Below are 26,869 nucleotides of genomic sequence, written 5' to 3'. Positions count from 1 at the left end.
CATGGAGCAAGCAGCACGCTACACGGTAACCCTCTTTCTGGCCGCGCCCGGCACCCCGCTGAACAGCGGCGGTAGCTCACCGCGCGGCCACATGTATTTCCAGACCACCGCCGGCGAGGAAGCGCACAGCTACGGCTTCGCACCGCCGCGCCTGCCGCCCGGTGATGCCGCTGCCGGTGTGCAGTACGCCGAAGTCGTGCACGACGACGCCGACGAGCACCGCGACCCGTACTACAGCCGCACGCTGGAAATCAGCGAGGAGCACTACGGCTGCCTGCGCGATTTCGCCGAGGAGCCGGCCGAGTTCGGCTTCGACGTCGATCGCCCGGCCACCATCAACCGATGCAGCGATTTCGTCTGGGCCGCGCTGCACTACGCCGGCCTGCATTCGCAGCCTGCACCGCTCGATGGCGGTAGCAACCTGGGCGAATTCGCGGTGCTGTTCAACCTGCCGGAAATCCAGTGCATTGCCGCACCGTTCCCGGCAAGCGAATTGAATGGCGAACAGCACCACCCGATGCCCGAACGCGAGGCCGGGCTGCATCGCGAAGGCGGTCGTCCGAGCCACGAGCCGCCGCCCAGCCCGATGGAAGTGGCCGGTACGCTGCTGGACCCCTCGCACCCCGACCACCGGCTGTTCGCGCAGCTGATCCAGAAGGTGGCCGAGCTGGACGCCGCCCACGGCCGTACCTTCGACGACACCAGCCAGCGCATCAGCGCGAGCTTGCTGGTGCTGGCCAAGCAGAACAACCTGTCCCGCGTGGACCACGTGCTGCTCAGCCGGCCTACCAAGAGCAGCCATGAGGCGGAGAGCATCTTCATCGTGCAGGGCGACCGCGATGACCCCGGGCATCGACGGGCGAGCATTGCTACGGAAGTAGCGGCACAGACGGATGTGGCCGATTCGCTGCGGTTGAAGGAGCAATGATCGTGCAACTGCAGCGGGTGCTGGTGACCTTGGTTGTGCTGGGCATGCTGGCGGCGTGCCGTGCATCTTCAGCGCCTGAGGTTGCGCCCACGCTTCTGACACCAGCGCAGGCCGAAGCCCGCACCGTGGTGCCGTTTACACGGGTAGTGCAGTTGCAGAAGGCCGGGCGGATTGCCGAGGTCACTTTCGACCTGCCCGCGCCTCAGAAGCCGGCCATTCCGATCCTGAACGTCGGGCTGCGGCTGCAGGACACCGACGCGCGCCGGCTGCTGGATGCGTCGGAGAAGATCACGCTGGGGAGGCTGCCAACGCGGCTGCGCTTGGAGCGGATTGATGGTAGCGCGCCTGGCCCTGTACAGCTCTGGCAGCGCACCCGCGATGGGCGTGACTCGCAGAAGATCCCAGATGATGGCGTGGTGACGGACCTGACGACGGGGAGCGTTGATATCAACAGTCTTGCCGAGGCGGGGTTGTACTCTGAGGAGGCGCTCTATCGCACGCTGCAGTTGGCGCAGGTCGGGGGAATTGCGCCTGGGCGCTACGTTCTGTTGGTAGATCTTGTTGAGGATCGACCCCAGCTGGAAGGCTTGAAAGCAGAATTGATCGTTGGCTACCAATCACTAGGAAAGTAGACATGCACAAGGACGATGCCGAGCGCTACAGCGTGACCATCCATCTGGCGGCCCCCGGTACACCCCGTTACGGACGTGACGCTGAGGGGAACAGGTTGCTGCTGGAGCCATCGTTCGCGGGGCACATGTTCCTGTCGCTGCGTCGCTCGGGCGAGCCCTTGCCGGAGAGCGTTGGTTTCACTTTGGCGGGGACGAAGGAGAACCCGAACAGGGGCAAGGTTGATGACCTGGATGTGTCGGTCTACGACAAGCCCCGCTTCGAGCGAACGATCGAGATCAGCAAGGAGCAGTACGACCGCATTCTCGAGTTCTCGGCCGACCCGAAGAAGCACGGCTTCGACATGAACTACGACTTTTTCTCCAACGCCTGCACCGACTTTGCTTGGGGGGCACTGAACCACGCGGGCATGCGTCCGGTGGGCTTGGCCGGTGAGATCAAGAACTACGAAGGGGCCAGCAGAGTCTTGGACAACGTCCTTCCAGTCAACGCCATTCCCCAGCAGGTAAAGGGCAGCGAGCTGGACAAGGTGCAATGGAACCCAATGCCGAAGCAGACGTTCCGGGAGTGGATGTTCACCGAGAACGGCGAGCATCTTCGCAACAACTCCATCGCAGCGGCGGGAACCCCCGCCGATCCATCCCACGCCGATCACTCCCGCCTCAACCAGCTCCATCAGCAGGTGGCCGACCTTGGCACCTTCGGCGCCCAGAACGGCAACGTCAGCGCCAGCCTTCTCGCCCTCTCCAAGGAGCAGCAATTCGCTCGCGTAGACGATGTGCTGCTCGGTGAGCGCCGTGGCGATGCAGCACCCAATCTCTTCATCGTGCAAGGCGATCGCAGCGACCCCGCGCATCAACGCGCCAGTCTGCCGGCTGACGTTGCAGCGCAGACGCCAGTGGCCGCCTCCTTCGAGTGCATCGAGCAGTTGGCACAGGCACAGCCGCAGCGTGATGCCCAGCGGCAGCAGGAAGAGCAGCAGCTGGCCCAGGCGCACGCCCCGCGCATGGCGTAGGCGCTCCGTGCAGGATCGCGCGTCCGCCATGCATCCGCAGGCGGACGCCACGGGCCCCACCTGCTACCATTCCCCCGCTACCCAGCCAGCCCCACCCCGCGCAGACAGATGCAGGGCCGGGCCGTCGAAGAACGGCCCCGCGAGCCAGGACACCCTCCGTGCCCATTGAAGGACGCTCGCATGATCCGCAATTCCCTTTTCCGTTCGGCCGCGCTGGCCGTCGCCGTGTCGCTGAGCCTCGGTGCTCCGACCGCCTTCGCCGCTGACGCCGCCCCCGCCACCAGCCCCGCCACCAGCCCCGCCACCGCCGTGCAGCGCCAGGCCGTCGCCCAGGGCCTTTACGAGCTGGCCTACAGCCCCAAGCAGAACGCGGTGTTCGTCGCCTCGTCCGGTGGCTTCGGCGATGACGCCGGCCCGGCCCAGGTGCTGCGCCTGAACCCGACTACGCTCGCCGTGGAAACCCGCATCCCGCTGGAGCGCAAGGCCTTCGGCGTGGTGCTGGATGACGCCCACAACCGCCTGTACGTGGGCAACACGGTGGACCTGTCGGTGACCGTGGTCGACACCGCACAGAACAAGGCCATCGGCACCGTGCAGCTGATGGAGAAGAAGACCGGCAAGGACGGCAAGGCCGCTTACACCCACGATCTGCGCGAGTTGGTGGTCGACAGTGCCGCCAACCGTCTGTACGTGACCGGCCACAGCAGCCAGCCCGATGTGAGCAGCGTGTTGTTCGTGATCGATACCAACACCTTGAAGGTGATCAACACCATTCCGGGCCTGGGCAATGCCAAGGCGCCGGGCCTGGCGCTGGATGCCGCCAACAAGCGCGTGTACACCAGCAACCTGCTGGCCGATCTGGTGGTGGTGGGCACGGACTCCAACAAGGTGGAAGCCCAGCACAAGATCGGCGCCGAGCAGCCGATGAACATCGCGCTGGACCCGGCAGGCAAGCGCCTGTTCGTGACCGACCAGGGCTCGGAAATGCTGCGGGGTTACCAGGCCAAGAGCAGCGGGCTGGTCAGCAAGCACCCGGGACAGCGCGTGCTGGTGCTCGACCGCAGCAACGGCAAGGAACTGGCCAGCATCCCGACCGACGCCGGCCCGCTGGGCATCCTGCTGGATGCACCGCGCAAGCGTCTGTATGTGACCAACCGCGAAGCCGGGACGGTGACCGCGTACAACAGCGACAGCTACCAGAAGGTGGCCACCTACGCCGTGCCGACGCACCCGAACAGCCTGGCGCTGGATGCGAAGAACAACGTGCTGTACGTGAGCATCAAGAACGGCGAGAAGGATGCCAAGGGCTCGGAAGAGAGCGTGGCGCGGATTCAGCTGTAACGGAACCGCTTCTGTAGTGCCCAAGGGGCAGGGCAACGTGCTCTGCCCCTTGCTGTTTGTGGCGACGGACGAGAAAACCGTGCTTGCGGTCGTCGTTCAGATTTGTCCTACAGGCGCTTTCACAGGTACATGCGAAGATGCGGCCATCAGCCTGCCCCCGTCGTGGGACAGGCTGCTATGGAATGCCGACCTGACCATGGATGCTGCAATGTCGAATGCCTTTCTGCGATTCGCCCGTGTGCCTGCCGCAGCCATGCTGCTGCTCGCGCTGGCGGGCTGCACAGCCACGCCCCCCGAGCCTGCGCCGAAGCTGCTGACCGCAGAGGAAGCCGCCGCGCGCACGGTAGTGCCGTTGACGCGCCCAATTGCGTTGGACAAGGCGGGCAAGGTGGTAGACATCGAATTCGATCTGCCACCCGCTGGACCGGGCACCGTCCCCGATCTGATGCTGGGTCTGCGCGTGTGGGGGATGGACGCGAAGGCCATGCTTGCCCAGCAGAGCCGTATCGATGTTCGGCCCTTCGCGACCCTTGTGCATCTACAACGGCTTGATGGCGATTCGACGGTTGAAACCCCTCTCAACTACACCTCGCGCGACCGGCGTACGGAGCTGTCAGTTGGTCCCGATGGCGCGGTTCCTTTCACTACCGTAAGCAGCGTGGCGCAAGGCGTATTACGGAGTGCAGGCCTTGTCGATGAGCGAAGGGTCTACGGTGTGGTCAGGATCGCGGAGGCATCGCGAGTGGAACCAGGTCGCTATCGTCTACTCATCGAGCTGCCCTCGGATCGACCTGATCTCCAGGGGTTGAATGTTGAACTGTTGCTTGGATATGGACCGAGGTCGAAGTGATGAACAAGGACGATCGATACACGTTGACTGTTTACCTGGCTGCTCCGGGTACACCGCTGAAGGACGGCGGAAGCTCGATGACCGGGCACATGTATGTGCACCTCGAGCACGGTACAACGGCCATCAGCTATGGCTTGCAGCCAGATTCGAGTGGCCCGCCCATCAGCGAGTGGGATAAGCAGTTGGGGTCCGTTCGAGGTGGCGTGAGCAACCATGACAGCGAGCAGTATCTGGACCCCTACTACTCCCGCACGATCGAGATCACCAAAGAGCAGTACGAAAAGGTGCAGGAGTTCGCCGCCGCTCCCGCCGCCCACGGCTTCGACATGAAGTACAACGGCATCACACACAGCTGCACCGATTTTGCTTGGGCAGCGATGAACCATGCCGGCATTCATCGCCAGACGTGGATGGGCGCCGACAAGGACTACGAAGGCGAGATGAAGGTGCTGTTCAATCTGCCCGAGGTGCAGAGCATCAAGCCGCCGTTCCCGGACAGCGAGCTGAATACCGAGCACTACAACCCGATGCCGGAGCGCGACTGGAAGCAGAAGATGCTGTCAGAGAGCGCGCCCAACCACAGGGATGATCCGCTGCTGTCGCAGATCAACGAGGGGGTGGCGAAGCTCGACGCCGAAAGGGGGCGATCATTCGATGTCATCAGTGCGAACATCGGTGCCAGCCTTTACGCCTTGGCCAAATCCAATGGAATGACCCAGGTCGACCACGTGCTGCTGAGCGAGCGCACGCAGGAGGCTGATGCCGCGCAGAAGATCTTTATCGTGCAGGGCGAGCGCAGCGACCCGGCCCACGTGCGCGCCAGCATGGACACGGCGCTTGCCGCGCAGACACCCGCGGAAGCATCGTTTGAACGTGCAGAGCAGCTGGCGCAGTCCGCGCAGGTCCGCACGCAGGACGAGATCCAACAACGGCAGGTGCAGGAACAGGCCGGGCCGCGCATGGTGTAACGCGGGGCCGCCAATCCGGCCACCGTCCCATCACCCCATCCGATGCGCAGGGTTCTGCTGCTGATCCAGCGCCTGCGCATCCAGCGTCTGCTGCTGGTCCTGCACCGGCTGCTGCCCACCCAGCCCCAGCTTCTGCAGCGACTGCTCGGCCGGCGTCTGCGCGGCCACGGCAGTCGGCAGCATCGCGCGCAGGTGCGCCGGGTTGGCCGGATCGCCCTGCACTACGAAGATGTTGTGGCCGGCAGGATGATTGGCCGTGGCATTGCTCACCAGCACGTGGTCGGCGCGTTCCAGGCCCTGTTCGCGGGCCTTCACGGCCAGGCTGGCGGCCACGTTCTCGCTGGTGGCATCGAACGCGCGGCCGTGTTTCTCGTCCAGGGCGGCCACGTTCTGGCGGATCTGCTGGTGGAGGGAATCGTCAGGGGTCATCGGGGCTCCAGGTGGCCGCTACCGTGTGGCCAGATGGTGCCAGTGTAAATCGGTCGCGGGCTGCGCCGGTAACTGCTTTGTTGCTAGCCTGTGGCCCGGCGGCGCAGGGGATGGCGTCCGGTGCAATGGCAGCGAGGGAGAGCGTGGTGCACGGGGAGACAATCGGGATACGGATGCAGGCGGCCGCGCGGTTGCTGCTGGTCGCGGGGCTGTGGACCTGCGCAGGTAGTGCGCTGGCCGACGCGCCGGTGGCAGCGGATGATCCCGCCTGCCCATCACAGGACTTCACCCGCTTCCTGCAACGCTTTGCCGACCCGGCCGATGACCGGGTGCGCCTGCGCTACACCTCAGACCCGCTGGAGTACGAGGTGCCGATGCATACCGTGCGCGACGATCACGAGGGGCTGGCGCCCACTCACGTCGTGCTGGAACCGGGCGTCGCGCGGTTGAAGCGTTTCAGCTATCGCTACCTCGCTGCGTTCGATCTGTTCGTGCCATCACCGGTCAGCCGTGACCCGGCCGCGCTCGAGCGCATGCGTGCAGGCACCTACACCGCACCCACGCAGATCGCGCCCATCGATGACAACGGGCAGCGCGTAACCTTCGGCAGCGACACCGAGCGCGATACCTATATCTTCGCGCGCCGCTACGGCTGCTGGATGCTGACGCGCGCCATCAACCTGCGTGACTGAGCGGGCGCTGCGGCGCTGACGATCATTTGTCCGCTGGGCGGTGGTCGTAGCTGATCACGCGCTCGGCCTGCCATTGGCCGTCCACCCGTCGCCAGACCTGGATGAAACGGGCCTGGCCGGTCCAGCGCTCAACGCCATCGGCGCCACGCTCGTGAAAGCGGTGATCACCGATTTCCAGGGCGCGATCATCCTGCAGCGGAAAGACCTGCAGCGAACTCTCCACCAGCTCGCGTCGCAGGTGCCAGCCGCCCTTGCGCGCGTTGTCGCATAGATTGGCCACGCTGCGCCGGAAGTCGGCGCGACTGCTGGCGGACTTGCCGTCCTTGTCATGGAAGAATTCCATGTCTTCGGTGGTCATCGCGGCGGCCTTGTCGGCGTCGCAGGCGTCGAACGCTGCGGCGAACAGTTGCATGTCGGCCGCGCGGATCTGCTCGCGCAGGGTGTCGCTGGCGGGGGAGGTGCCGGCGAGTGCGGCGGCAAGCAGGGGCAGGGCGAGCAGCATGGCATGGCTCCGTTGAGGACCGGCGCAGACTGGCACGGGCGCCGTGCCACCGTAAGCGGTTGCTGACGAAGCTGGGGCAGGGGCCGACCAATGCCGCGCTGGCGGGTGCGAACCGCTGCTGGCCCGTGTAGGCGGTGTCATGGCCTGCGCCGATTCCATCACGGGCGGCTCCGATGCAGGTACCTAGGCTGGGTTCTTCATTCTCCCCAGGAGCGCCCATGCCTACCCCCTCCGTCCGCCTGCACATCGAAGACACCGGCGGCACCGGCCGCCCTGTGATCCTGATCCACGGCTGGCCACTGTCGGCCGAGTCATGGAAAGCCCAGGTGCCGTTGCTGCGCGATGCGGGTTACCGCGTGATCAGCTACGACCGCCGTGGCTTCGGTCGCTCGGAAAAGCCCGCCGACGGCTATGAGTACGACACCCTGGCCGCTGATCTGGCTGGCCTGATCGACGAGCGTGATCTGCGCGATGTCTCGTTGGTCGGCTTCTCGATGGGCGGTGGCGAAGTGGCCCGTTACATCGCCAACCACGGAGAGGGTCGCTTGCACAGCGTAGTGTTCGCTTCGGCCGTACCGCCGTTCCTGTTGAAGGGTGCGGACAACCCGGACGGGCCGCTCACCCAGGAAAAGGCGGATGAGATGCGCCAGGGGCTGGAGAACGACCGGGAAGCGTTCTTTGATGGCTTCACCCGTGATTTCTTCAGTGCCGACGACAAGCTGATGGTCACTGAGGACGAACGTCAGGCCGCTATCGCGCTCGCCCATCAGTCCGACCAGACTGCTGCGCTGGGATGCATGAAGGCGTTCGCCACCACCGATTTCCGTACGGACCTGAAGAAGGTGACGGTACCGACGCTGGTACTGCACGGTGACAGCGACGCGACGGTGCCGTTCGAAGGTTCAGGCAAGCGTACGCACGCGGCCATCGCCGGCAGCGAGGTGGTGGTGCTGAAGCATGCACCGCATGGTTGCAACACCAGCCACGCCGACGACTTCAATCTGGCCCTGCTGGAATTCCTGAAGAAGTAACGCCGACTACGGCATCATCAGCACATGCCAACTGCCCGCACCCCGCCCTGGAAGAAGCCCAACCCGAAGGGCCAGAAGGCGCAGCCTTTGACGGAGTCGCAGAAGGCGGCGGCGCGGCAGCGTGCGGAAGAGAATGGGCGGCGCTACCCGAACCTGGTGGATAACATGTGGGCGGCCAAACTACCGCGCGGTTGAAGCGTTACTGATTGCGGTGTGGCGCGACGCCCACGGCTGCCAGCCCCCCGTCTGCAATCGCCAGTGCCCCTGCATGGAGTGAGCATGATCGGCCACCACACGTGGTGGTGTCGCATCTGCCAGCCGACAGCGGCAGTTGGCTTGGCTAGCATGCGCGTCATTCGCTGGGGATACATCGATGACCGCCTTCACTGCCCGCCTCGGGCGCTTCTTCGGCGCCGGCCTGATGCTGTTTCTGCTGCATGTGGTGGCCTTGCTGTCGGTTGGCCTGGCCGTAGGCTACTTCCACCACCGCATGGGCCTGCTGCTGGAGCCGCTGACGCGTGCTTGCGGCGGCAACGATGCTGCTGCCCGGATGCAGGTTGCCGAGCACCTGCTGGCGCGTGCCGCCGCATTGGATGGCTGGCAGCAGCTGAGCTGGTTGCCGATGGCAGCCCTGTTGCTTGCTGTGCTGGGTGCACTGTCGGTGAGCGTGCACTGGCTGCGCCATGCTGATGCATCGCTACGCCGCAGCGCGTGGGGCCTGCTGGCCCTGCACGCGGCGGCGCTGTTGCTGGCCGGCGCGATGCTGCGACTGTATGACCATGCCTGGGAGGGCATCATCACCGCCTTGCCTGCTGCATGCATGACAGATCTGGCGCCGGACGGACATGCGCCGCCGCCGTCGATGCGGCGATGGTTGCTGCAGCTCTTCGCCAAGGCCGACCTGATGCCGCCACACGCACCTGACGTGCTGGCCATCGTACTGTGCGGAGTGCTGATGGCGGCGATGGTGATTGGCCTGTGGCTGTGGCGCACCACTTCGCAATTGACCCAGCTCTGAGGCCCGGTGCGGATATCGCCGACTGACTCGGCCTGGCGCCGCAACGCCTGTCCATGCTCGGCTGCAAGGCCCAATCGCGTTACAGTCGCTGCATCCTCATCCCATGGATGTACCGATGCGTCTGTTCCTGCGTGCGTTGCCGTTGCTGTTGCTGTCATTGACCGTCCATGCCGCCGAAGTCGATCGGCGCATCGCGGTGACCATCGACGATCTGCCGTGGGCGCGCCTGGATGAGATCGTGCCGACGGACCTGCAGGCGCGCCATGCTGCGTTGATGGCACAGCTGCGCCAAGCTGAGGTGCCGGTGATCGGCTTCGTCAACGAGAACAAGCTGGAAGTGGATGGCCAGGTGCAGCCGGCGCGCGTGCAGATGCTGCGCGATTGGTTGGATGCCGGCTACGAGCTGGGCAACCACACCTGGTCACACATGGACCTCAACGCCAAGGGCGTGGCGGCATTCCAGCAGGATTTCCTGCGCGGCGAGCACGTGCTGCGACCGCTGCTGGCCGAGCGTGGGCAGACGCCACAGTGGATGCGTCATCCGTATCTGCGTGCCGGCCGCACGCCGGAAGATCGCGCGGCGATGGACGTGTTCTTCAAGCAGCATGGCTACCGCGTCGCGCCTGTGACGGTCGACAACGGCGAGTGGGTGTGGGCCTTCGCCTATGCCAACGTGATGAACGAGCAGCCCGATTCAGCCGAGCGCGAGGCGACGCTGGCGAGCCTGCGCAAGGGCTATGTGCCGTACATGCTGAACAAGGTGGATTACTACGAGAAGCAGTCGCTGGCGCTGCTGGGGTATGCGGTGCCGCAGGTGTGGCTGATGCATGCCAACGAACTCAATGCGGCGACCTTCGCCGAGCTGGTGGCGGCCACCAAGCGTCGTGGCTATCGCTTCGTGTCGCTGCAGGAGGCCGTGCGCGACCCCGCCTATGCGCGCGGTGCGGAGGGCTACAGCGGTCGCTATGGGCCGAGCTGGCTGCACCGCTGGGCGATGGCCGAGAACAAGCCCAAGGATTTCTATGCCGGCGAGCCGGTCGTGCCGAAGTGGGTGATGAAGCTGGCCAAGGTGGATGGCGAGTGAGGCTCAGCGCTTCACAGCCAGCACGCCGTCCAGCGCCAGCTCGGCCTTGAAGCCTGCCTTTTCCAGGCGCTTGGCCACTTCGCGCGGCACGTCGCGGCCACTGGTCAGCTTGTTTGGCGCGCCGGTGTAGTGGAACAGACGACCGCCCTTGCGGATGACGCGGGCGAGGTGGTCGTAGAACACCTGCGAATACAGCTCACCGGCGATGCCGAAGCGCGGCGGGTCATGCAGGATCGCGTCGACGCTGTTGCTGGCCACCTGTTCGATCTGCTGCGACACGTCACCGTGGCTGAACTGCAGGCGACCGCCTGCGGCGGCTGAATCCGGATCGGGCGACCACGGGTTGAGTGTGCGCAGCCACATCACGTCGGCGTTCTTTTCGAACGAGCGGATCTGGCCGACGCCAGCTTCCAGCGCGCAGGCGGCGAAGTAACCCAGGCCACCGCAGGTATCGAGGATCATCTTGCCGGCCGGGGCGACCAGCTCAACCTTACGGCGCGCGTCCTCGAACGGCGACAGTTTGGAGGTCGGCAGCATCTTGATGCCGTCGATCTCGAAGGTCGGTGCGCCCCATTCGGTCGGCACCAGCTTGATCAGCGAGCCGCTGAAGCGGGAGATGGCGGAGAACTCCTCGCCATCCCAGTAGTACAGGGTGCGGTCCTTCAGCTTGCCCGGCCACGGGTAGTGCTGGCCACGGAAGGTGAACCCCTCGGCGTCCAGCTGCGCCGCCTCTTCGTTGCGGCCCAGATCGAGCGAGCCCTGCCATTCGGTGGCGCCCTTGTCGTGGGCACGGCGCAGGGTGTCAGTGCTGTCACGGGTCAGCAGGGGGCCGGAGTAGTGGGGCACGGTGGGTACAGGGGTGGTTCGGGGGAGGGCATGGTACCGCAGCTGTTGCACGGCTGAAGGCCGTGGCAGGTGCCGCTGCCGCATCGCCTGCTGTAGCCCGGAATGCGCGCATCCAGATATCCGCCACGGGAAGAACTGCACGTTATTCGCACTTCACCGCATACACCGGCCCCGCACCGATCAGCAACAGCGCCATGTAGTCACTGTCGCGTGCCCGGGCCTTCAACGTGGCGCCATCCTTGACGTGGAAGATGCCGAAGCCACCGGCCACGCGGATCAGTGCGCTGTCGATCTGCTCGGCGTCGTCGCGGAAGTACTGCTGGATGTCGCTGCGGCTGGCCTTGTACAGCGCATTGGGTTCGCGCTGCCATTGGCCGTCGCGCTCGAAGGACACGAAGTACTGGCTTCCTTCCTTCTCGATGCGGAACTCGGCGGACTTGCGCGGGCTGGTGGCGAAGCAGCCGAGCATCGGGTCGGAGGAGAACGGCAGCTGGGTGTCGCCGGAACAGGCCACCAGCAGCAGGAGGGCACCGGGCAGCAGCAGGCGGAGCGCGCGCATGGGATGTCCCGACGGGGCAGGTGCGGCCAGTGTAGGCAGTACGCGGTGGCGCCCGGTACAGGTTTTCGGCAAGAAACGCGCCCCACCGGGGTCACGCGCTGCGATGGATCTCCACGGTGACGTGCACCAGTTCTTCATGGATCGCCAGTGCCTGGCGCACGGTGTCCGGATCGAGGGTGACATCACTGGTGACCACACTGGCGGCGACGGCGTACTTGCCGCGGCCCACCTGCCACACGTGCAGGTCGGCCAGGCGTGCCGGCCACGGGCCCTGCTCGATCACCTCGCGGACCTCGGCCACCACCGGCGCGTCCATCTGCGCGTCCAGCAGGATGCGGCCGCTGTCGCGCAGCAGGCCGATCGCCCACACGGTAACCAGCACCGCGCCGACCAGGCCCATCACCGGATCCAGCCAAGTCAGGCCGAGCAGCTTGCCGCCCAGCAGGGCGACGATGGCCAGCACCGAGGTGGCGGCGTCGGCCAGCACGTGCACGTAGGCCGAACGCAGGTTCAGATCGTGGCCGTGCGCGTGGTCGTGATCGTGGTGCGCGTGATCATGCCCGTGGTGTTCGCCATGATCGTGGCCGTGCCCGTGGTGGTGATGCGCGTGGCCAGGGCTGTCGTGCAGCCACCACGCGCACAGCAGGTTCACGCCCAGGCCAACCGCAGCGATGGCGATGGCTTCGTCGTAGTGGATGGGCGCGGGCACCCACAGCCGTTCCAGCGATTGCACCGACATCAGTGCGGCGACGCCGAGCAGGGCGATGGCGCTGGTGTAGCCGGCCAGGATCTCGATCTTCCAGGTGCCAAAGGCAAAGCGCGGGTCGTGCGCGTAGCGGCGCGCGCAGCGGTAGGCGAACACCGAGAGGCCCAGCGCCAGTGCGTGCGAGCTCATGTGCCAGCCGTCGGCGAGCACCGCCATGGAATTGAACCACCAGCCACCGACGATCTCGACCAGCATCATGCTGACGGTGAGCCACATGGCGCGACGGGTGTTGCGTTCGGCCAGCGGGTTGCCGTCGTCGAAGCGGTGTTCGTGGCGGCGGGCGGCGGCGAGGGTGTCCAGGTGCATGGCGGCAGTGTTGGATGGATACCCCTATAGGGTATATGATCCGGTCATGGCACATGTACACAGGAATCGAAAGCAGCTGCTGACCCGGGTCCGCCGCATAGGCGGCCAGGTGGCGGCGTTGGAACAGGCATTGAATGCGCCCGAGGGCGAGGCAGGCGACTGCGCCGACGTGCTGGTGCAGGTGGCCGCCGTGCGTGGCGCTGCCCACAGCCTGCTGATGGAGCTGCTGCACGAGCACCTGCAGGAACACGTGGTGGGCGCCGAGGACCCGCAACAGCGGGCCGCCGAGGCCGAAGTGCTGGTGGAGCTGCTGCGCCGCTACGGCAAATAGCGGGGTAGTGGCGGCCGCTGGCCGGCAACCTCATGAACCGTGGACGTAGCCTGTAGTTGCCGGCCAGCGGCCGGCACTACCGCGCTTACCGATGCCGGCGCCGCGCGTTCCAGATATGCGTTGCCGCAAGCAGCAGGCTGCCGGTGACGGTCAGCGGTGTTTCCCAGTCATGCGAGGGCAGCGCCAGCGCCCCGGCCATCAGCAGGGCCAGGCCGATGCCGGCGCTCAACCACGCCAGCGCAGGCAGGGGGTGGCGGCGTTCGGCCCGCCACAGGGCGAAGCCGGTCGTCGGCATCGCGATGGCCACGAAGACCAGGTGCACCCATTCCGCTTCGGCCCAGACGCCGAACAGCGGCAGCGCGGCCGCCAGCAGGGGCAGTGCCAGGCAATGCAGCAGGCACAGGCTGGACAGGGCGACGGCACCGGCATCAAGCAGGGCGGCGGAGGGCGACTTCATGCGGGGAGGTTCCTTGCGCGACAATTGTTATACAGTAACATTTCCGTTCCGCAGCCAACCCGCTCCGACATGAACACTGTTTCCCGCGCCGACCGTCGCCTTCCGGTCACCGTGCTGTCCGGCTTCCTTGGGGCCGGCAAGACCACCCTGCTCAACCAGATCCTGCGCAACCGCGATGGCCTTCGCGTGGCGGTGATCGTCAACGACATGAGTGAGGTCAACATCGATGCGCAGCTGGTGCGCGATGGCGGCGCAGAACTGCGTCGCACCGAAGAGACGCTGGTGGAGTTCAGCAATGGCTGCATCTGCTGCACGCTGCGCGATGATCTGCTGCAGGAGGTCCGGCGCCTGGCCGACAGCGGCCGCTACGACTACCTGCTGATCGAATCGACCGGGATCGGCGAGCCGATGCCCGTAGCAGCCACCTTCGCAGTGCGTGATGAGCACGGTTTCAGTCTCAGCGATATCGCGCGGCTGGACACCATGGTGACGGTGGTCGACGGTAGTGCCTTCCTGGCCGATTTCGGTTCGACGCTGCGCCTGGCCGAACGCGGCCAGCAGGCGGGGCCGGACGATGACCGCGGCGTGGTCGACCTGCTGTGCGAGCAGGTCGAGTTCGCCGACGTGATCGTGGTCAGCAAGGTCGACCAGGTCGATGACGAAGTGCTGCAGGACACGCTGGCGGTGCTGCGCGGCTTGAACCGTGATGCGAGGGTGCTGCTGTCCCGTTTCGGCGACGTGCCGCTTGCCGAGCTGCTGGATACCGGCCGCTTCGATTTTGAGCGCGCGCAGCAGGCCCCGGGATGGGTGAAGGAGCTGCGCGGCGAGCACACGCCGGAAACCGAGGAGTACGGCATTGCCAGCTTCGTCTACCGCTCGCGACGGCCGTTCCACCCGGCCCGCTTCGCACGCACGCTGCAGCATGGCATGCCGGGGGTGATCCGCAGCAAGGGTTGGTTCTGGCTGGCCAACCGCATGGATTGGGTGGGTGAGTTGAACAGTGTGGGCGCGGCCACGCGCACGCAGGCGGCGGGCTTCTGGTATGCGGCGCGCGAGCGTGTGCGCGCCGGTCTGGAGGACACCACACCGCTGCTGCCGCCGACACCGCTGCCCTACAGCGATCTGGGTTGGGCACGGCAGCAGGCCGATTGCTGGAGCGCGCCGTTGCCCGATGCACAGGAATTCCCGGACGCGGCTGCGCACTCGGCGATGGCACGCCTGTGGCACCCGCTGTGGGGTGACCGTCGGCAGGAGCTCGTGGTGATCGGCGTGCACATGGACGAGCGCGTGGTGCGCTCGACACTGGACGCCTGCCTGCTCAACGATACCGAACTGCAGGCAGGGCCATTGCTGTGGCAGCAGATGCCACAAGCGTTCCCGGTGTGGAAGCGCTGACGGGTAGATCCACGCCATGCGTGGATGAGCGACTGCAGGAGCCGAGCATGGTCTCGGCTCTACAGTTCACCGCTTCCATTGGATGTGGAGGCCTTGCTGCACAGTAGATCCACGCCATGCGTGGATGAGAATCGGCAGGGGCCGAGCAGGGCTCTGCTCTACAACGCATCCCGCCACTGCCAACCTGCCTCACTCACCTGCAGCACCTGCGTTGGCCGCAACGCCTGCAGCAGGTGCGTGTCATGGCTGACCATCAGCAACGCCCCCGGCCATGCCGCCAGCAGTTCTTCCAACGCCTGCAGCGCGGCCAGGTCCAGCGCGTTGCCCGGCTCGTCCAGCAACAGCAGTTGCGGGGCGGGATCGGCATACAGCACGCTGGCCAGCGCACCTTTCACCCGCTCACCATCGCTGAGGCTGTCGGCGGGACGCTGGATGCGCTGTGCATCCAGGCCCAGCAACGCCAACCGCGTGCGCAGCTCAGCCGGATCGGCCGTGGGATGGGCAGCCTGCACTGCCTCGAGAATGCTCGCCGTGCTGCGCAGGTTCAGCAGTTGCTGGTCGAGCAGGGCAAGGGGCGCATGCCGCTGCACCTGCCCACTGTCAGCAGGCAACTCGCCGGCGAGCACGCGCAGCAGCGTCGACTTGCCGCTGCCGTTGTTGCCGACCACGGCAATGCGCTGGCCCCGACGGATCTCCAGCTGCAGTGGCGCACGACAACCGCGTGGCAGCACCAGGTCATGCGCCTGCAGCAAACGGGCGTGACCACGTTCGCCTTCGCCACTGAACAACGCCAGTTCCGGCGTCACGTGCACCGCTGCGGCGGCGGCGCGTACCTGTGCCGCGCTGGCCTGCAGGCGATCGCTCTGGATCTGCTGCGCGCGCCCGTGGCTTGCTTCGGCGCGCTGCTTCTGCCGGCCGAGCAGGATCGGTGCCTGGTTGGCCTCGCGCGCCTCGCGGTTGCCGCGTGCCTGGCGCTGCTGCTGACGCTCGTGCTGCTCGCGCGCGCTGCGTTGCTGCTGCCGGTACTGGGCACGGACGTGGTCGAGCTGGGCGGTGGCGGCCTCGCGTTCGGCGGCACGGACGTCCGCATAGTGCTGCCATGGGCCGCCGTAACGATGCAGGCCGTGCGCGTCCAGTTCGACGATCTGCGTCACCTGCGAGAGCAGGCCACGGTCGTGGCTGATCGCCAGCAGACCGCCCTGCCATTGCTGCAGCTGTGCATGCAGCTGGCGGCGATGATGGGCATCGAGGTGATTGCTCGGCTCGTCAAGGATCAGCCAGTCAGCACCGCTGGCCCATGCACCGGACAGGGCGACCTGCATCGCCTGGCCACCACTGAGCCGCGCGGCGGGCTGGGAAGGATCAAGATCGGCCGGCAGCTGTAGTGCCTGCCACTGCTGCAGCAGGCGTTCGCGCAGGTTCCAGCGGTCGCCGATGCAGGCGAAATCGACCTCATCCACGCTGCCTGCTTCGATGCGTGCCAGCGCCGCCAGTTCGGCGCCTACGCCGGCCAGTTCGCCCACCGTGCCACGTGGCGGATAGCCGGGTGTGGGCAACAGGAATACCTGGCCACTGCGGTGCACCTGGCCCTCGTCGGGCGACAGCTGGCCAGCGAGCAGGCGCGCGAGCACGCTCTTGCCCACACCATTGGCGCCGACCAGGCCGGTGGCCACCGGTTCGAAGGAAAAGGACAGATCGGAAAACAGCGGACGGCCATCGGCCAACCGATACGACACGCGATCGAGCGTGAGGGAATGCGAAGTCATGCGACCTCCATGGATGCCTGGTTCTCCCCTGCGCGCAGGGGCGGGAAGAGTCGGGCCGTCTAGTGCGAAGACGGCGGCATCACTGGCGCATTGGTCGCGAGCCTCTTGCAGGAATGAGTGCGCAGTATAGCGCCGCGAGCTGAATGGTCGCGGCCACTGCGCCGCGTTACGGCACCGTATCCAGCCGCGCGCCGACGAATTCGATGAACACCCGCAGCTTCGGCAGCACATGACGGCCGGAAGGCCACAACAGGTGGAAGATGCCGCAGGAATGCACGTGCTCGTCGAGCACCGTGACCAGCCGGCCATCCGCCAGTGCATCGCGCACCGAATGCACCGGCACGAAGGCGAGGCCACCGTCGCGCAGTGCCAGTGCCACCCGCGCCTCGATGGTGTTGGCGACCATGTGCACCGGCAGTTCCTGCGCTGCTTCGCCCTCTGGCCAGAGAATCGGCCACGGTTCGAGTTTGCCGGTGCTGGGGAAGCGGTAATGCAGCAGGCGGTGCTGCAACAGGTCCGCCGGCACCTGTGGCGTGCCCTGCCGTTGCAGGTAGGCAGGCGATGCAACCACGCGGCGAGGGAACACACCGAGGCGGCGCGCGGTCAGGCGTGAATCGCTGGGCTCGCCGACGCGCAGCACGGCATCGAACCCTTCCTCGATGACATCGACCAGACGATCGCAGAAATCCAGCTCCAGGCGGATGTCCGGATAGGCCGCCATGAACTCGGCCATCAGCGGCAGGGTGAGGTCGCCCACCAGCGGCAGGCTGATGCGCAGGGTGCCGCTGGGTGCCGCATGCTGCTGGGCCAGTTCGGTGCGTGCGGCGTCGCGCTCGTCGAGGATGCGCCGGCAGCGTGCCAGGAACAACTGGCCCTCGGCGGTGAGGGTGATGCTGCGCGTACTTCGGTGGAACAAGCGCACGCCGAGTGCCTGTTCAAGCCGGGCCACGCACTTGCCGGCGGCCGAAGCGGAGATGCCCTGCACGCGGCCGGTGTCGACGAAGCTGCGGGTGTCGGCAGCGTGCACGAAGGTCTGCAGGTTGGCCAGGTTGTCGAGGACGGACATGGGGACGGTCGCTGCGAAAGAGGGCAGGGTAGGCGGCTGCCGACCTGCCCAGTGACGCGGCGGGTGCAACAGTGCGGTGCGGGCGCCTGGGGGCTCGGTGCGGCCCAGTGGTTCCGGGCATCATGCCGATTGCGGACCCTGCGGTCCATGATGCCCGGAGCCCGACCCCGCTTTTTGCCGGCGCCGCAGCTGCCTACCGTGGCGACCTCTCCCCACGGATCACCCTGATGACACTCGCCCTCCCTGTTGATACTGCGCCGGCGCTACCCTCGGTGAGCACGCTGCTGCAGGCCGTGCATCCGCAGCGCCTGGTGGGTGCGGTGGTGCTGGTACGCGAGCACGGCGTGCTGCGCCATGCCAGCGCCAGCGGCCTGGCCGAGCGTGAATCGAACACACCGATGCGCCGAGATCACCTGTTCCGGCTGGCTTCGGTGAGCAAGCCGCTGCTGACCACGGTGTTCCTGCGACTGGTAGCCGAGGGCGTGCTCGACCTGGACACGCCGGTGCAGCGCTGGTTGCCAGCGTTCCGCCCGGCACTGGCCGATGGCAGCCGGCCACCGATCAGCCTGCGACAGCTGCTCAGCCACAGCAGCGGGCTGGGCTACCGCTTCCTGGAAGCCGATGCCGAGGGGCCGTATGCGCAGGCGGACGTGAGCGATGGCATGGACGCCAACGCAGTGACGCTGCAGCAGAACGTGCAGCGCATCGCGCAGGCGCCGTTGTTGTTTGCGCCGGGCAGCCAGTGGCTGTATTCGCTGGGCGTGGACGTGGCCGGCGCGGTGGCTGAAGCGGCGACAGGGGAGACATTGCAGGCGCTGTTCGATCGACTGTTGGCGCAGCCGCTGGGCTTGCGCGACACCCGCTTCGCTACCGCCGAGGGCAGCCGCCTGGCGACGCCGTATGTCACTGACCTGCCGCAGCCGCATCGGCTGCGTGAGGGCGAAGTGGTACCTGCGTTCGAGGGCTCGGTGGGCATAGAGTACAGCCTGGCGCGGGCGACTGATCCGCATCGTTATCCGTCGGCCGGCGCGGGCCTGGTGGGCACCGCTGACGAGCTGATGACCGTGCTGGAGGCGCTGCGCGATGGGCGTGCATCGGGCCTGCTGCCCGACACCCTCGTGGCACAGATGGGAACACCGCAGCTGGGCGAGCTGGGACCGGTCGATCCGCCCGGCTGGGGCTTCGGCTTGGGCTTTGCCGTGCTGCGTGATGCAGCGGCCAGCGGCACGCCACAGTCGGTGGGCACATGGCGTTGGGGCGGTGCCTACGGCCACAGCTGGTTCGTCGACCCGGCGCGCGGCCTGAGCGTGGTCGCGCTGACCAACACGCTGTACGAAGGCATGCATGGCGCGTTTGTCGATGAACTGCGCGACGCGGTGTACACCGACATGGAGACGGTGCGATGAGCGGCCACGCGATCGATGCAGGGGCACCCGCTGGTGAGGCAACACGCCTGCCGTGGCGGGGCCTGTTGGCCTTGGCCGGTGGTGGCTTCATCACCCTGCTGACCGAAACGCTGCCCGCCGGCGTGCTGCGGCCGATGGGCGAGAGTCTGGGCGTCAGCGACGCGGCGGCAGGACAACTGGTGAGCGTGTACGCACTGGGTTCGGTGCTGGCCGCTCTGCCGATGACCGCACTCACCCAGCGCCTGCCGCGGCGTCCGTTGCTGCTGGCGGCGATTGCCGGCTTCATGGTGGTCAATACCGTGACCGCGTTGAGCCACGACTACGTACTGACCCTGGTGGCGCGCTTCCTGGCAGGCGTGGGCGCGGGCCTGCTGTGGTCGCTGGTGGCCGGTTATGCCGCGCGCATGGTGGTGCCGGAACTGCAGGGCAGGGCGATTGCGGTGGCGATGATCGGCTCACCGCTGGCGCTGTCGCTGGGGGTACCGGCCGGCACGTTGCTGGGCCAGCAGATCGGTTGGCGCTGGGCGTTCGCGTTGATGAGCGTGTTGGCAGTGCTGCTGCTCGGCTATGCGCGGTGGGCGCTGCCTGCATTGCCGGCAGCTGGTGCGGGCCGGCGCATGTCGCTGGGCTCGGTCTGGCGCATGCCAGGCATCCGCAGTACGTTGCTGGTGATGGTGCTGTACGTGCTGGCGCACAACGTGCTGTACACCTACATCGAGCCGTTGGCGGTGCAGGCGGGCGCGGGTGGTTGGCTGGACCGGCTGCTGCTGGCATTTGGCATCGCCGCGATCGTGGGCATCGCCATCGCCGGCTGGGGCGTTGACCGTCACCTGCGCGCGCTGGTGTGGGCCAGCGTGATCGGCTTCGTGATGGCAGTGGTTTCGCTGCTGCTGTGGCCGGGCGTGCCGGCTGTGCTGCTGCTGGTGACGATCCTGTGGGGCGTCGCGTTTGGTGCGGTACCAACCCTGTTCCAGACCGCACTGGCCCGCCGCGCCGGCGCCGCTGCCGACCTCGCGCAATCGATGCTGGTGACCGGCTGGAACCTGGCCATCGCCGCCGGTGGCGTCGGCGGCGGCCTGATGCTGCAGGCCAGCGGTGCACAGCATCTGGCCTGGTTGCCGTTGCTGCTGCTGGTGGTGTGCGCAGCATGGCTGTGGGCCCGGCCGAAGGCCTGGGCGTAGGCATCGATCAAGGGTGACGGGGTTGCCGGCCAGCGGCCGGCACTACAGAGAGCAGAACGCGAGAGCGCAACGACCCGCTGTTGCTTTCGCTTTTTCTTTCTCTTCTACGTGGTGGAGCGCCGCAGAGATCTGTCCCGGGTCGGGGGGGGGGGGTACGCGGGGGTGTCCGCGGCATGGATGCCGCGGCCAAGCCTCCATGGACGGATTCACGGCGTCCCCCGCGTATCCACCCCGCCCGACCAACCCACGAACCGCTCTTAGCGATCCACCACGAGGGGCTGCGCCGTTCGCCGACTACTCCCCCGCCTGCTCACGCTCGAACGGCACGCTGCGCGGATTCTGCATATGCTCCCGTGCCGCACCGTACTGCTGCTGGCGCTTGCGATGGAAGGCGATGAACTCATCGCGCGGCAACGGCCGCGAGAACAACCACCCTTGGCCGAACTGCACGTGCTGGCTGTGCAGGTAGGCCAGCTGTGCTTCGGTTTCCACGCCTTCGGCCACCAGCCACAGGCCCAGCTCGCGGGCCATGCCGATGATGTGCGGCGTGACCGGGCTGGTCGCACTTTCAGTGCCGATCGCATCGACGAAGGACTTGTCGATCTTCAGCGCGTCCAACGGCAGCTGCTGCAGGTACTGCAGGCTGGAATAGCCGACGCCGAAATCATCGATGGCCACGCTGTGGCCCGCGCGTCGCGCCGCAGCCAGCATGGTGCGGGCCCGGTCGATATCGAGGAAGCCATGCTCGGTGGCCTCCAGCCAGATCTGCTGCGGCAGGATGCCGCTGCCGGCCATGCGCTGGGAAATCACCTTCAGGGCCCGCCCGCTGCTGATGTCTTCCGCCGCGAGGTTGATCGCGATGTGCGCACTGCGATCCTCGGCCAGCAGTTCGCGCATGTCGGCAACGACGTTCTCGATCACCAGATCGGTGATGGCGGCGATCATTCCAGCTTCTTCGGCCAAGGGTATGAACAGGTCCGGACGCACCTGCGTACCGTCGGGGCGCTGCCAGCGCACCAGCGCTTCGGCGCCGACGCAGATGCCGGTATCCAGTTCGATGATCGGCTGGTAGTGCAGGTAGAGTTCACGACGGCGGATGGCGATGCCCAGTTCGCCACGCATCGACAGCCGGCGTCGCGACAGCCAGATCACCAGGCCGGCACCGGCGGCGGCCATCAGCAGTCCCAAGGGTACGAAGAGCCACGCCTGCTGCCGGAACGTGGCCGCCAGCGCGGTGCGCGGCGCCGTGGCGATCGCCAGCCATTCGCCACTGCGTGCACTGGCGTACAGGGTGTCGCGGTCCAGGCCTTCGCCGGGCTCACGCAGCAGTTGCTGCAACAGGGTGGGGTCCATGCCGTCCTGGCGGGTCAGCAGCCGTCCATCCGGACTGGCCAGTGCCATGCGCACATCCGGATCGACGACGACATCGATGAAGCGTCGAGGATCGACCAGCACGTCGTAGGAGCCGTACATGATCGACAGCATCGGCCGCCGACCGGCCGCCTCGGGGCGGACATCCACGGTGATGCCGGCGCCATCGCTGGTGACATGGTCCGGTGTGGGTTGGTCCACATCCCGCTGGAACGGTCCCCAGGACGTGCAGCGCAGCTTGCCGTCCTCGAAGTAGCCCATCTGGTCGGACGAGGGTGTGGTCATCACCAAGGTCTGCATGCGCCGGATGTGTTCGGCCCCGCATGGCGGCAGCGTACTGGCCTCGGCCGATTTCAGCGCCGCCAGCGCTTCCTGGTAGGACATTTCGGTCCGCTGCAGGGTGCGCTCGGCGATGGCATGCAGTCGCTGCTGTTCGACGCTTACGGCTCGGTCCCAGGTGGCATAGACCATGACCGCGATCGGCACTGCAGCGGCCAGTACGGCCAGTACGGTGCCGCCGATGATGACCCGCAGGCGGCTCATGACCGGGGCTCCAGGGAAGTGTGCAGGGCTGGGCACATGGGAGGGGCCGGTCCTTGGGCGATGGCGGTATATGAACACGGCGCCGGGCTGGGTGGAATGGGATAAATCCGGTAATGGGTCACATTGTGGTGAAAGTGACACCTGCTGACGGATCGGGGCCGCCCGGCGCTGGCGTTGTGGCAGCGGGAGGACTACCGTCGGACGCTTCACCCGCCTCTTCCCGCGCCCATGACCGAGCCCGCCACGCCCCCCGAGCACCTGCGCCGCAGCCTGTCCAACCGCCACCTGCAACTGATCGCCATCGGCGGTGCCATCGGCACCGGCCTGTTCATGGGCTCGGGCAAGACCATCAGCCTGGCCGGCCCCTCCATCGTCTTCGTCTACCTGATCATCGGCGCAATGCTGTTCTTCGTGATGCGGGCGATGGGCGAGCTGCTGCTGTCCAACCTGCAGTACAAATCCTTCATCGATTTCTCCACTGATCTGCTCGGGCCGTGGGCCGGATTCTTCTGTGGATGGACGTACTGGTTCTGCTGGATCGTCACCGCCATCGCCGATGTGATCGCCATCGCCGCCTATGCGCAGTTCTGGTTCCCCGGGCTGGACGCATGGATACCCGCACTGGCCTGCGTGATGCTGCTGCTGGCCTTGAACCTGGTGACGGTGAAGCTGTTCGGCGAAATGGAATTCTGGTTCGCACTGATCAAGATCGTGGCGATCTGCGCGCTGATCATCACCGGTGCCGGCCTGGTCGCGTGGGGCTTCACCTCGCCCAGCGGGCACACCGCATCACTGTCGAACCTGTGGAATGACGGCGGCATGTTCCCGATGGGCCTGGTCGGTTTCTTCGCCGGTTTCCAGATCGCGGTGTTCGCCTTCGTCGGCATCGAACTGGTCGGCACCACCGCCGCCGAAACCGCCGACCCCGAGCGCAACCTGCCCAAGGCGATCAACTCGATTCCCGTGCGCATCATCATCTTCTACGTGCTGGCGCTGGTCGCGATCATGGCTGTCACCCCGTGGCGCCAGGTGGTACCGGACAAGAGCCCGTTCGTGCAGTTGTTCGTGCTGGCCGGTATTCCCGCCGCCGCCAGTCTGATCAATTTCGTGGTGCTGACCTCGGCCACGTCCTCGGCCAACAGCGGCATCTTCTCCACCAGCCGCATGCTGTTCGGCCTGGCCGAGGAAGGCCATGCACCGCGTGGCCTGTCCAAGCTCTCGCGCGCAGCGGTGCCGGCACGCGGCCTGCTGTTCTCCTGCCTGTGCCTGCTGGGCGGCACCCTGCTGATCTACCTGATCCCCAACCTGGTGACCGCCTTCACCCTGGTGACGACCCTGGCGACGGTGTTGTTCATCTTCGTCTGGTCGCTGATCCTGGTGGCCTACATGGTCTACCGCCGTCGCTACCCGGAGCGCCACGCGGCCTCGATCTTCAAGATGCCCGGTGGCGTGGTGATGTGCTGGGCCTGCCTGGTGTTCTTTGCCGCCGTGCTGGTGCTGCTGAGCCTGCAGGCCGACACCCGCCAGGCGCTGGTGGCCAGCCCGGCATGGTTCGTGCTGCTGGGCGCGGGCTATTGGCTGCGGCGGAAGATGGCCCGGTAATCAGGAAGACCCTCGCCAACAGATCTCACAGCCTCGGTGAGTCCCATCCACGCATGGCGTGGATCTACGTGTCGACCAAGGTCGACACCCACCAACAGCCGCACAGAACACCGTTCCCAGGTCGCGGGGAATTGTCGAAGGCGGGGTGGGTCCGGTGGCGGGGGTGTAAGCGCCATGGATGGCGCGCCCAAGCCTCCAGGGACGGATTCACGGCGCCCCCCGCCACCGGACCCACCCCGCCATCCCACGGAATGCCGCTGTTGCAGTTGCTGTTGCCTCGGCCGTTGCCGTTGCCGTTGCCTCTGCGGGTGCCGGGCGCCGCCCGGCCGAAAACCCCCATTCACTCATTGTTAGCGGCCGCCGCCGGATCATCCGGCCGCCATGTCCCTCCGTCCCACCCTCGTCGCGCTGTTGCTGCTGTCTGGCCTATGGCCAGGGCTGGCCGCTGCGCGCACGGTCTACCGCTGCGTACAGGGCAACACGGTCAGCCTGGCCACCGCACCGGAGCCCGGCTCGCGCTGCACGCCGAAAGAGATCGACGACAGCGCCGTGCAGACCCCCAACCTGTGGGGCAACATGGGCGTGTTCAGTGGCGTGCTGTACGAGCGCGAACAGGACGGCACGCTCGTCTATTCCACCCGCAACCTGCCCGGCTCGCGGGTGTTCCTGAAGTTCACCGTGGCCACACCGCCGGGCGAGCCGGCGCACGAAGGCCTGGGCAAGGTCGGCAAGCCGCAGCTGGCCCAGCACGCAAAACAGTTCAAGGCGGCGGCCAAGGCCACCGGTGTGGACGATGCCTGGCTGCGGGCGATTGCCCATGCCGAAAGCAATTTCGACGCGCTGGCGGTGTCCAGCAAGGGCGCGCAGGGCGTGATGCAGCTGATGCCCGACACCGCAATGGAATACGGCGTGCGCGACCCGTTCTCGCCGCAGCAGTCCATCGATGGCGGCGCCCGCTACATGCGCGCGCTGCTGCGTCGCTACAACGGCGACCGTCCGTTGGCGGCGGCCGCCTACAACGCTGGCATCGGTGCGGTGGCACGCTACAAGGGCGTGCCACCGTATGCCGAAACCCTTGCCTACGTGGACAAGGTGATGGCCCTGTACACCCGCTATCGCGAGGCGATGGGCATCCGCATCGAAGTGCCGGCGAAGTAGCCCGCGCTCAGCGCGATGTGGTGCTGCCCACCAGGTCGTAACGCTCGATGCGACCGACGCGCGCCACTTCGGCCTGCACGTCGGCACGCTGCTTGAGTTCGCGCCAGGCGGCATCAATGCGCACATCGCCCGCCAACGAGGGATACACGCGCATGTCCTGCAGGCTGGCGAGCGCGTCGCTGCGTTCCAGCGGCGAGCGCAGCTGCTCGATCAGCACCGCTGCGGCAGCATCCAGATCGCCTTCCTCCAGCAGCATCTCGCGGTAGAACAGGCGCGCGTCCTGGCGCTGGGCGACGATGACCGCACGTGCCGCGGCGGCAGCGCTGGCATCACCGCGTTGGCGCGCAGCGGCGAACTGGATCAAGGCCTGTGCGGCCTGGCCGTAGCCGCTCAGTTCGGTCAATGTGTCCATCACCGCGCCTGCTTCCTGTGTCTGGCCAAGTGAGTTGAGTACGAAGGCCAGGTTCATCTGGTGCTCCAGGCCATCGGGCCCGAGAGCGCCGATGCGGGCGGCAAGCTTTGCCGTCGCCAGCGCTTCGTCGGTGCGCCCCAAGCGACGCAGCGCGCCGATGCGGCTGTTGAGCAACCACCCCAACCACTCTGCTTTGGCGGCGGATGGCGATTGTCCTTCCGCGACGGCTTCGGCCAGATCATTGGTCAGCGCCAGCACTTCCTCGTTGCGATCCAGCATCAGCAGCGTGCTGCTGAAATCCACCAAGCGTGCATCCAGGTCGCGATCGAGCAGGCCGGAGACGCGCAGGGCGTCCAGATGGGCCTGCGCGGCCTTGACCGGATCGAAGCGTGCATCGGTGCGGTCCACGTAACGGTCGAAGCGCTTGTCGCTGCGCAGGCGGATGATTTCGCCCGGACTGTCGATGCGGGCCAGCGTGGCCGGTATGGCATCGCCGCGACCGTTGTCGGCCTGCAGCGTGGCCAGCGCCAACCACAGCCCGGTGGGTTCGATGCCGCCACTCTTCCACCCGTTGTCGAACAGCGCCTGCAGCAGCGCCATGCGTTGCACAGGCTGTTCGCGCAGGTGGTGCTGCAGGTAGCTGATGACGTGATGGTCGATCGGCAGCGGGCCGTTGGCACGCGCCAGCGCCTGTGTCAGATGCTCGACCGCCAGTGCCGGCTGGTCATCGTTGAGGTCCATCGACACCAGCGTGGCCAGGATCTGTGCATCGCCCGGCAATGCCTGCAGTGCCTGCTGCAGATAGCGCCGCGCCAGTGCGGGCTGCTTCTGCCTGGCTGCCGTCCAACCGGCGAAATGCGCGGCGCGGCCGCGGCGCTCGGCGTCGAAATCTGCCAGCAGCGGGCTCTCCATCAGCCGTTCCATGGCGATCAACGCGGCCAGTGTATTGCCACTGCTGGACTGCTCGATGGCCGTATCCCACTGCTGCGCGTACGCCGCATGCGCAGCGTCCATCGTCACATCGGCCGCAGGCTGCGAAGGGGAAGTGGATGTGCGCGGCACGTTCGCCGACGCGCTGGCGCTGGCCAGGGCGGTAAACAGCAGCAGGAAGAGTGGGGTACAGCGGGGCATGGTAGACCTCCGTCCATGGAGCGGACATTGAACCCGCTGTGGCTGCGCAGGACAAGCGTTGTGAAAGGGCCCTGACCATCGGCCA

Annotated in this window: 26 protein-coding genes; 16 read left to right on the top strand and 10 right to left on the bottom strand. The window is 66.6% G+C overall.

What is annotated here, in order from left to right:
- Position 1: 1 nt before the first annotated feature.
- From HUT07_RS17435 to HUT07_RS17410, 6 genes are all read left to right on the top strand, one after another.
- Positions 2-928 (top strand): XVIPCD domain-containing protein, encoded by a 927-nt coding sequence (locus HUT07_RS17435; protein WP_176021973.1) that lies wholly within the window; start codon positions 2-4, stop codon positions 926-928.
- Positions 925-1,560, top strand: coding sequence for a hypothetical protein (locus HUT07_RS17430; RefSeq protein ID WP_176021972.1), 636 nt, complete (start codon positions 925-927; stop codon positions 1,558-1,560). Before HUT07_RS17435 ends, HUT07_RS17430 begins: the two co-directional genes overlap by 4 nt.
- Before the next feature lie 2 nt (positions 1,561-1,562).
- Positions 1,563-2,573, top strand: a complete 1,011-nt coding sequence (locus HUT07_RS17425) for an XVIPCD domain-containing protein (RefSeq protein ID WP_176021971.1) — start codon at positions 1,563-1,565, stop codon at positions 2,571-2,573.
- A 180-nt stretch (positions 2,574-2,753) separates the two neighbouring features.
- Positions 2,754-3,914: a YncE family protein gene (locus HUT07_RS17420; protein WP_176021970.1), complete on the top strand. Its 1,161-nt coding sequence runs from the start codon at positions 2,754-2,756 to the stop codon at positions 3,912-3,914.
- A 16-nt stretch (positions 3,915-3,930) separates the two neighbouring features.
- Positions 3,931-4,764, top strand: coding sequence for a hypothetical protein (locus tag HUT07_RS17415; protein ID WP_176021969.1), 834 nt, complete (start codon positions 3,931-3,933; stop codon positions 4,762-4,764).
- A complete protein-coding gene (locus HUT07_RS17410; RefSeq protein WP_176021968.1) occupies positions 4,764-5,732 on the top strand; it encodes an XVIPCD domain-containing protein in 969 nt (322 codons plus the stop codon). The genes HUT07_RS17415 and HUT07_RS17410 overlap by 1 nt, the downstream gene beginning before the upstream one ends.
- Positions 5,733-5,762: 30 nt before the next feature.
- Here the strand turns inward: HUT07_RS17410 and HUT07_RS17405 are convergent, their stop codons facing one another.
- Entirely contained in the window at positions 5,763-6,161 is a 399-nt protein-coding gene (locus HUT07_RS17405; RefSeq protein WP_176021967.1) for an XVIPCD domain-containing protein, read from the bottom strand.
- Between the two features lie 173 nt (positions 6,162-6,334).
- On the opposite strand from HUT07_RS17405, the gene HUT07_RS17400 reads away from it, so the two are divergent.
- Positions 6,335-6,853, top strand: coding sequence for a hypothetical protein (locus HUT07_RS17400; RefSeq protein ID WP_176021966.1), 519 nt, complete (start codon positions 6,335-6,337; stop codon positions 6,851-6,853).
- A gap of 22 nt (positions 6,854-6,875) precedes the next feature.
- Here HUT07_RS17400 and HUT07_RS17395 read toward each other — a convergent pair whose 3' ends face one another.
- The gene (locus HUT07_RS17395; protein ID WP_176021965.1) at positions 6,876-7,355 is read right to left on the bottom strand and encodes a nuclear transport factor 2 family protein; all 480 of its coding nucleotides are present in this window, start codon (positions 7,353-7,355) and stop codon (positions 6,876-6,878) included.
- Positions 7,356-7,573: 218 nt separating this feature from the next.
- Between HUT07_RS17395 and HUT07_RS17390 the strand changes: the two genes are divergently transcribed.
- From HUT07_RS17390 to HUT07_RS17380, 3 genes are all read left to right on the top strand, one after another.
- Positions 7,574-8,386: an alpha/beta hydrolase gene (locus tag HUT07_RS17390; RefSeq protein ID WP_176021964.1), complete on the top strand. Its 813-nt coding sequence runs from the start codon at positions 7,574-7,576 to the stop codon at positions 8,384-8,386.
- Between the two features lie 373 nt (positions 8,387-8,759).
- Positions 8,760-9,404 carry a hypothetical protein gene (locus HUT07_RS17385; protein WP_176021963.1) on the top strand — a complete coding sequence of 215 codons (645 nt, stop codon included), beginning with the start codon at positions 8,760-8,762 and terminating at the stop codon, positions 9,402-9,404.
- A gap of 115 nt (positions 9,405-9,519) precedes the next feature.
- A complete protein-coding gene (locus tag HUT07_RS17380; RefSeq protein WP_176021962.1) occupies positions 9,520-10,488 on the top strand; it encodes a polysaccharide deacetylase family protein in 969 nt (322 codons plus the stop codon).
- A gap of 3 nt (positions 10,489-10,491) precedes the next feature.
- Here the strand turns inward: HUT07_RS17380 and HUT07_RS17375 are convergent, their stop codons facing one another.
- The 3 genes from HUT07_RS17375 to dmeF form a co-directional block, all read right to left on the bottom strand.
- Positions 10,492-11,334 carry an MnmC family methyltransferase gene (locus HUT07_RS17375; RefSeq protein WP_176021961.1) on the bottom strand — a complete coding sequence of 281 codons (843 nt, stop codon included), beginning with the start codon at positions 11,332-11,334 and terminating at the stop codon, positions 10,492-10,494.
- A 142-nt stretch (positions 11,335-11,476) separates the two neighbouring features.
- A complete protein-coding gene (locus HUT07_RS17370) occupies positions 11,477-11,893 on the bottom strand; it encodes a hypothetical protein (RefSeq protein WP_176021960.1) in 417 nt (138 codons plus the stop codon).
- Positions 11,894-11,984: 91 nt separating this feature from the next.
- Positions 11,985-12,965 carry a CDF family Co(II)/Ni(II) efflux transporter DmeF gene (gene dmeF, locus HUT07_RS17365; RefSeq protein ID WP_176021959.1) on the bottom strand — a complete coding sequence of 327 codons (981 nt, stop codon included), beginning with the start codon at positions 12,963-12,965 and terminating at the stop codon, positions 11,985-11,987.
- A 46-nt stretch (positions 12,966-13,011) separates the two neighbouring features.
- Here dmeF and HUT07_RS17360 point away from each other — a divergent pair, with 46 nt between their 5' ends.
- Positions 13,012-13,296, top strand: coding sequence for a metal-sensing transcriptional repressor (locus tag HUT07_RS17360; protein WP_176021958.1), 285 nt, complete (start codon positions 13,012-13,014; stop codon positions 13,294-13,296).
- A gap of 85 nt (positions 13,297-13,381) precedes the next feature.
- Here the strand turns inward: HUT07_RS17360 and HUT07_RS17355 are convergent, their stop codons facing one another.
- A complete protein-coding gene (locus tag HUT07_RS17355; protein WP_176021957.1) occupies positions 13,382-13,753 on the bottom strand; it encodes a MerC domain-containing protein in 372 nt (123 codons plus the stop codon).
- Positions 13,754-13,822: 69 nt separating this feature from the next.
- On the opposite strand from HUT07_RS17355, the gene HUT07_RS17350 reads away from it, so the two are divergent.
- The gene (locus tag HUT07_RS17350) at positions 13,823-15,148 is read left to right on the top strand and encodes a GTP-binding protein (protein WP_176021956.1); all 1,326 of its coding nucleotides are present in this window, start codon (positions 13,823-13,825) and stop codon (positions 15,146-15,148) included.
- A gap of 158 nt (positions 15,149-15,306) precedes the next feature.
- On the opposite strand, the gene HUT07_RS17345 is transcribed toward HUT07_RS17350, so the two are convergent.
- On the bottom strand, positions 15,307-16,914 hold the full coding sequence (locus HUT07_RS17345) for an ATP-binding cassette domain-containing protein (protein ID WP_176021955.1): 1,608 nt from the start codon (positions 16,912-16,914) through the stop codon (positions 15,307-15,309).
- Between the two features lie 166 nt (positions 16,915-17,080).
- Entirely contained in the window at positions 17,081-17,980 is a 900-nt protein-coding gene (locus HUT07_RS17340; protein ID WP_176021954.1) for a LysR family transcriptional regulator, read from the bottom strand.
- Between the two features lie 227 nt (positions 17,981-18,207).
- Between HUT07_RS17340 and HUT07_RS17335 the strand changes: the two genes are divergently transcribed.
- Both HUT07_RS17335 and HUT07_RS17330 read left to right on the top strand, forming a co-directional pair.
- Positions 18,208-19,386, top strand: a complete 1,179-nt coding sequence (locus tag HUT07_RS17335) for a serine hydrolase domain-containing protein (protein ID WP_176021953.1) — start codon at positions 18,208-18,210, stop codon at positions 19,384-19,386.
- Positions 19,383-20,567: an MFS transporter gene (locus HUT07_RS17330; RefSeq protein WP_176021952.1), complete on the top strand. Its 1,185-nt coding sequence runs from the start codon at positions 19,383-19,385 to the stop codon at positions 20,565-20,567. The genes HUT07_RS17335 and HUT07_RS17330 overlap by 4 nt, the downstream gene beginning before the upstream one ends.
- 294 nt (positions 20,568-20,861) lie before the next feature.
- Here the strand turns inward: HUT07_RS17330 and HUT07_RS17325 are convergent, their stop codons facing one another.
- Positions 20,862-22,481, bottom strand: coding sequence for an EAL domain-containing protein (locus tag HUT07_RS17325; protein WP_176021951.1), 1,620 nt, complete (start codon positions 22,479-22,481; stop codon positions 20,862-20,864).
- A gap of 228 nt (positions 22,482-22,709) precedes the next feature.
- On the opposite strand from HUT07_RS17325, the gene cycA reads away from it, so the two are divergent.
- Together cycA and HUT07_RS17315 are read left to right on the top strand one after the other, a co-directional pair.
- Positions 22,710-24,083, top strand: coding sequence for a D-serine/D-alanine/glycine transporter (cycA, locus tag HUT07_RS17320; protein WP_176021950.1), 1,374 nt, complete (start codon positions 22,710-22,712; stop codon positions 24,081-24,083).
- 381 nt (positions 24,084-24,464) lie between these two features.
- On the top strand, positions 24,465-25,241 hold the full coding sequence (locus HUT07_RS17315) for a lytic transglycosylase domain-containing protein (RefSeq protein WP_176021949.1): 777 nt from the start codon (positions 24,465-24,467) through the stop codon (positions 25,239-25,241).
- Between the two features lie 7 nt (positions 25,242-25,248).
- Here HUT07_RS17315 and HUT07_RS17310 read toward each other — a convergent pair whose 3' ends face one another.
- Entirely contained in the window at positions 25,249-26,784 is a 1,536-nt protein-coding gene (locus HUT07_RS17310) for a hypothetical protein (protein ID WP_176021948.1), read from the bottom strand.
- Positions 26,785-26,869 lie beyond the last annotated feature (85 nt).

It is taken from the genome of Stenotrophomonas sp. NA06056 (assembly GCF_013364355.1).
Classification (GTDB): Bacteria; Pseudomonadota; Gammaproteobacteria; order Xanthomonadales; family Xanthomonadaceae; genus Stenotrophomonas.
The sequence above is the reverse complement of the archived record's forward strand: the minus strand, read 5'-3'. Positions and strand labels throughout refer to the sequence as shown.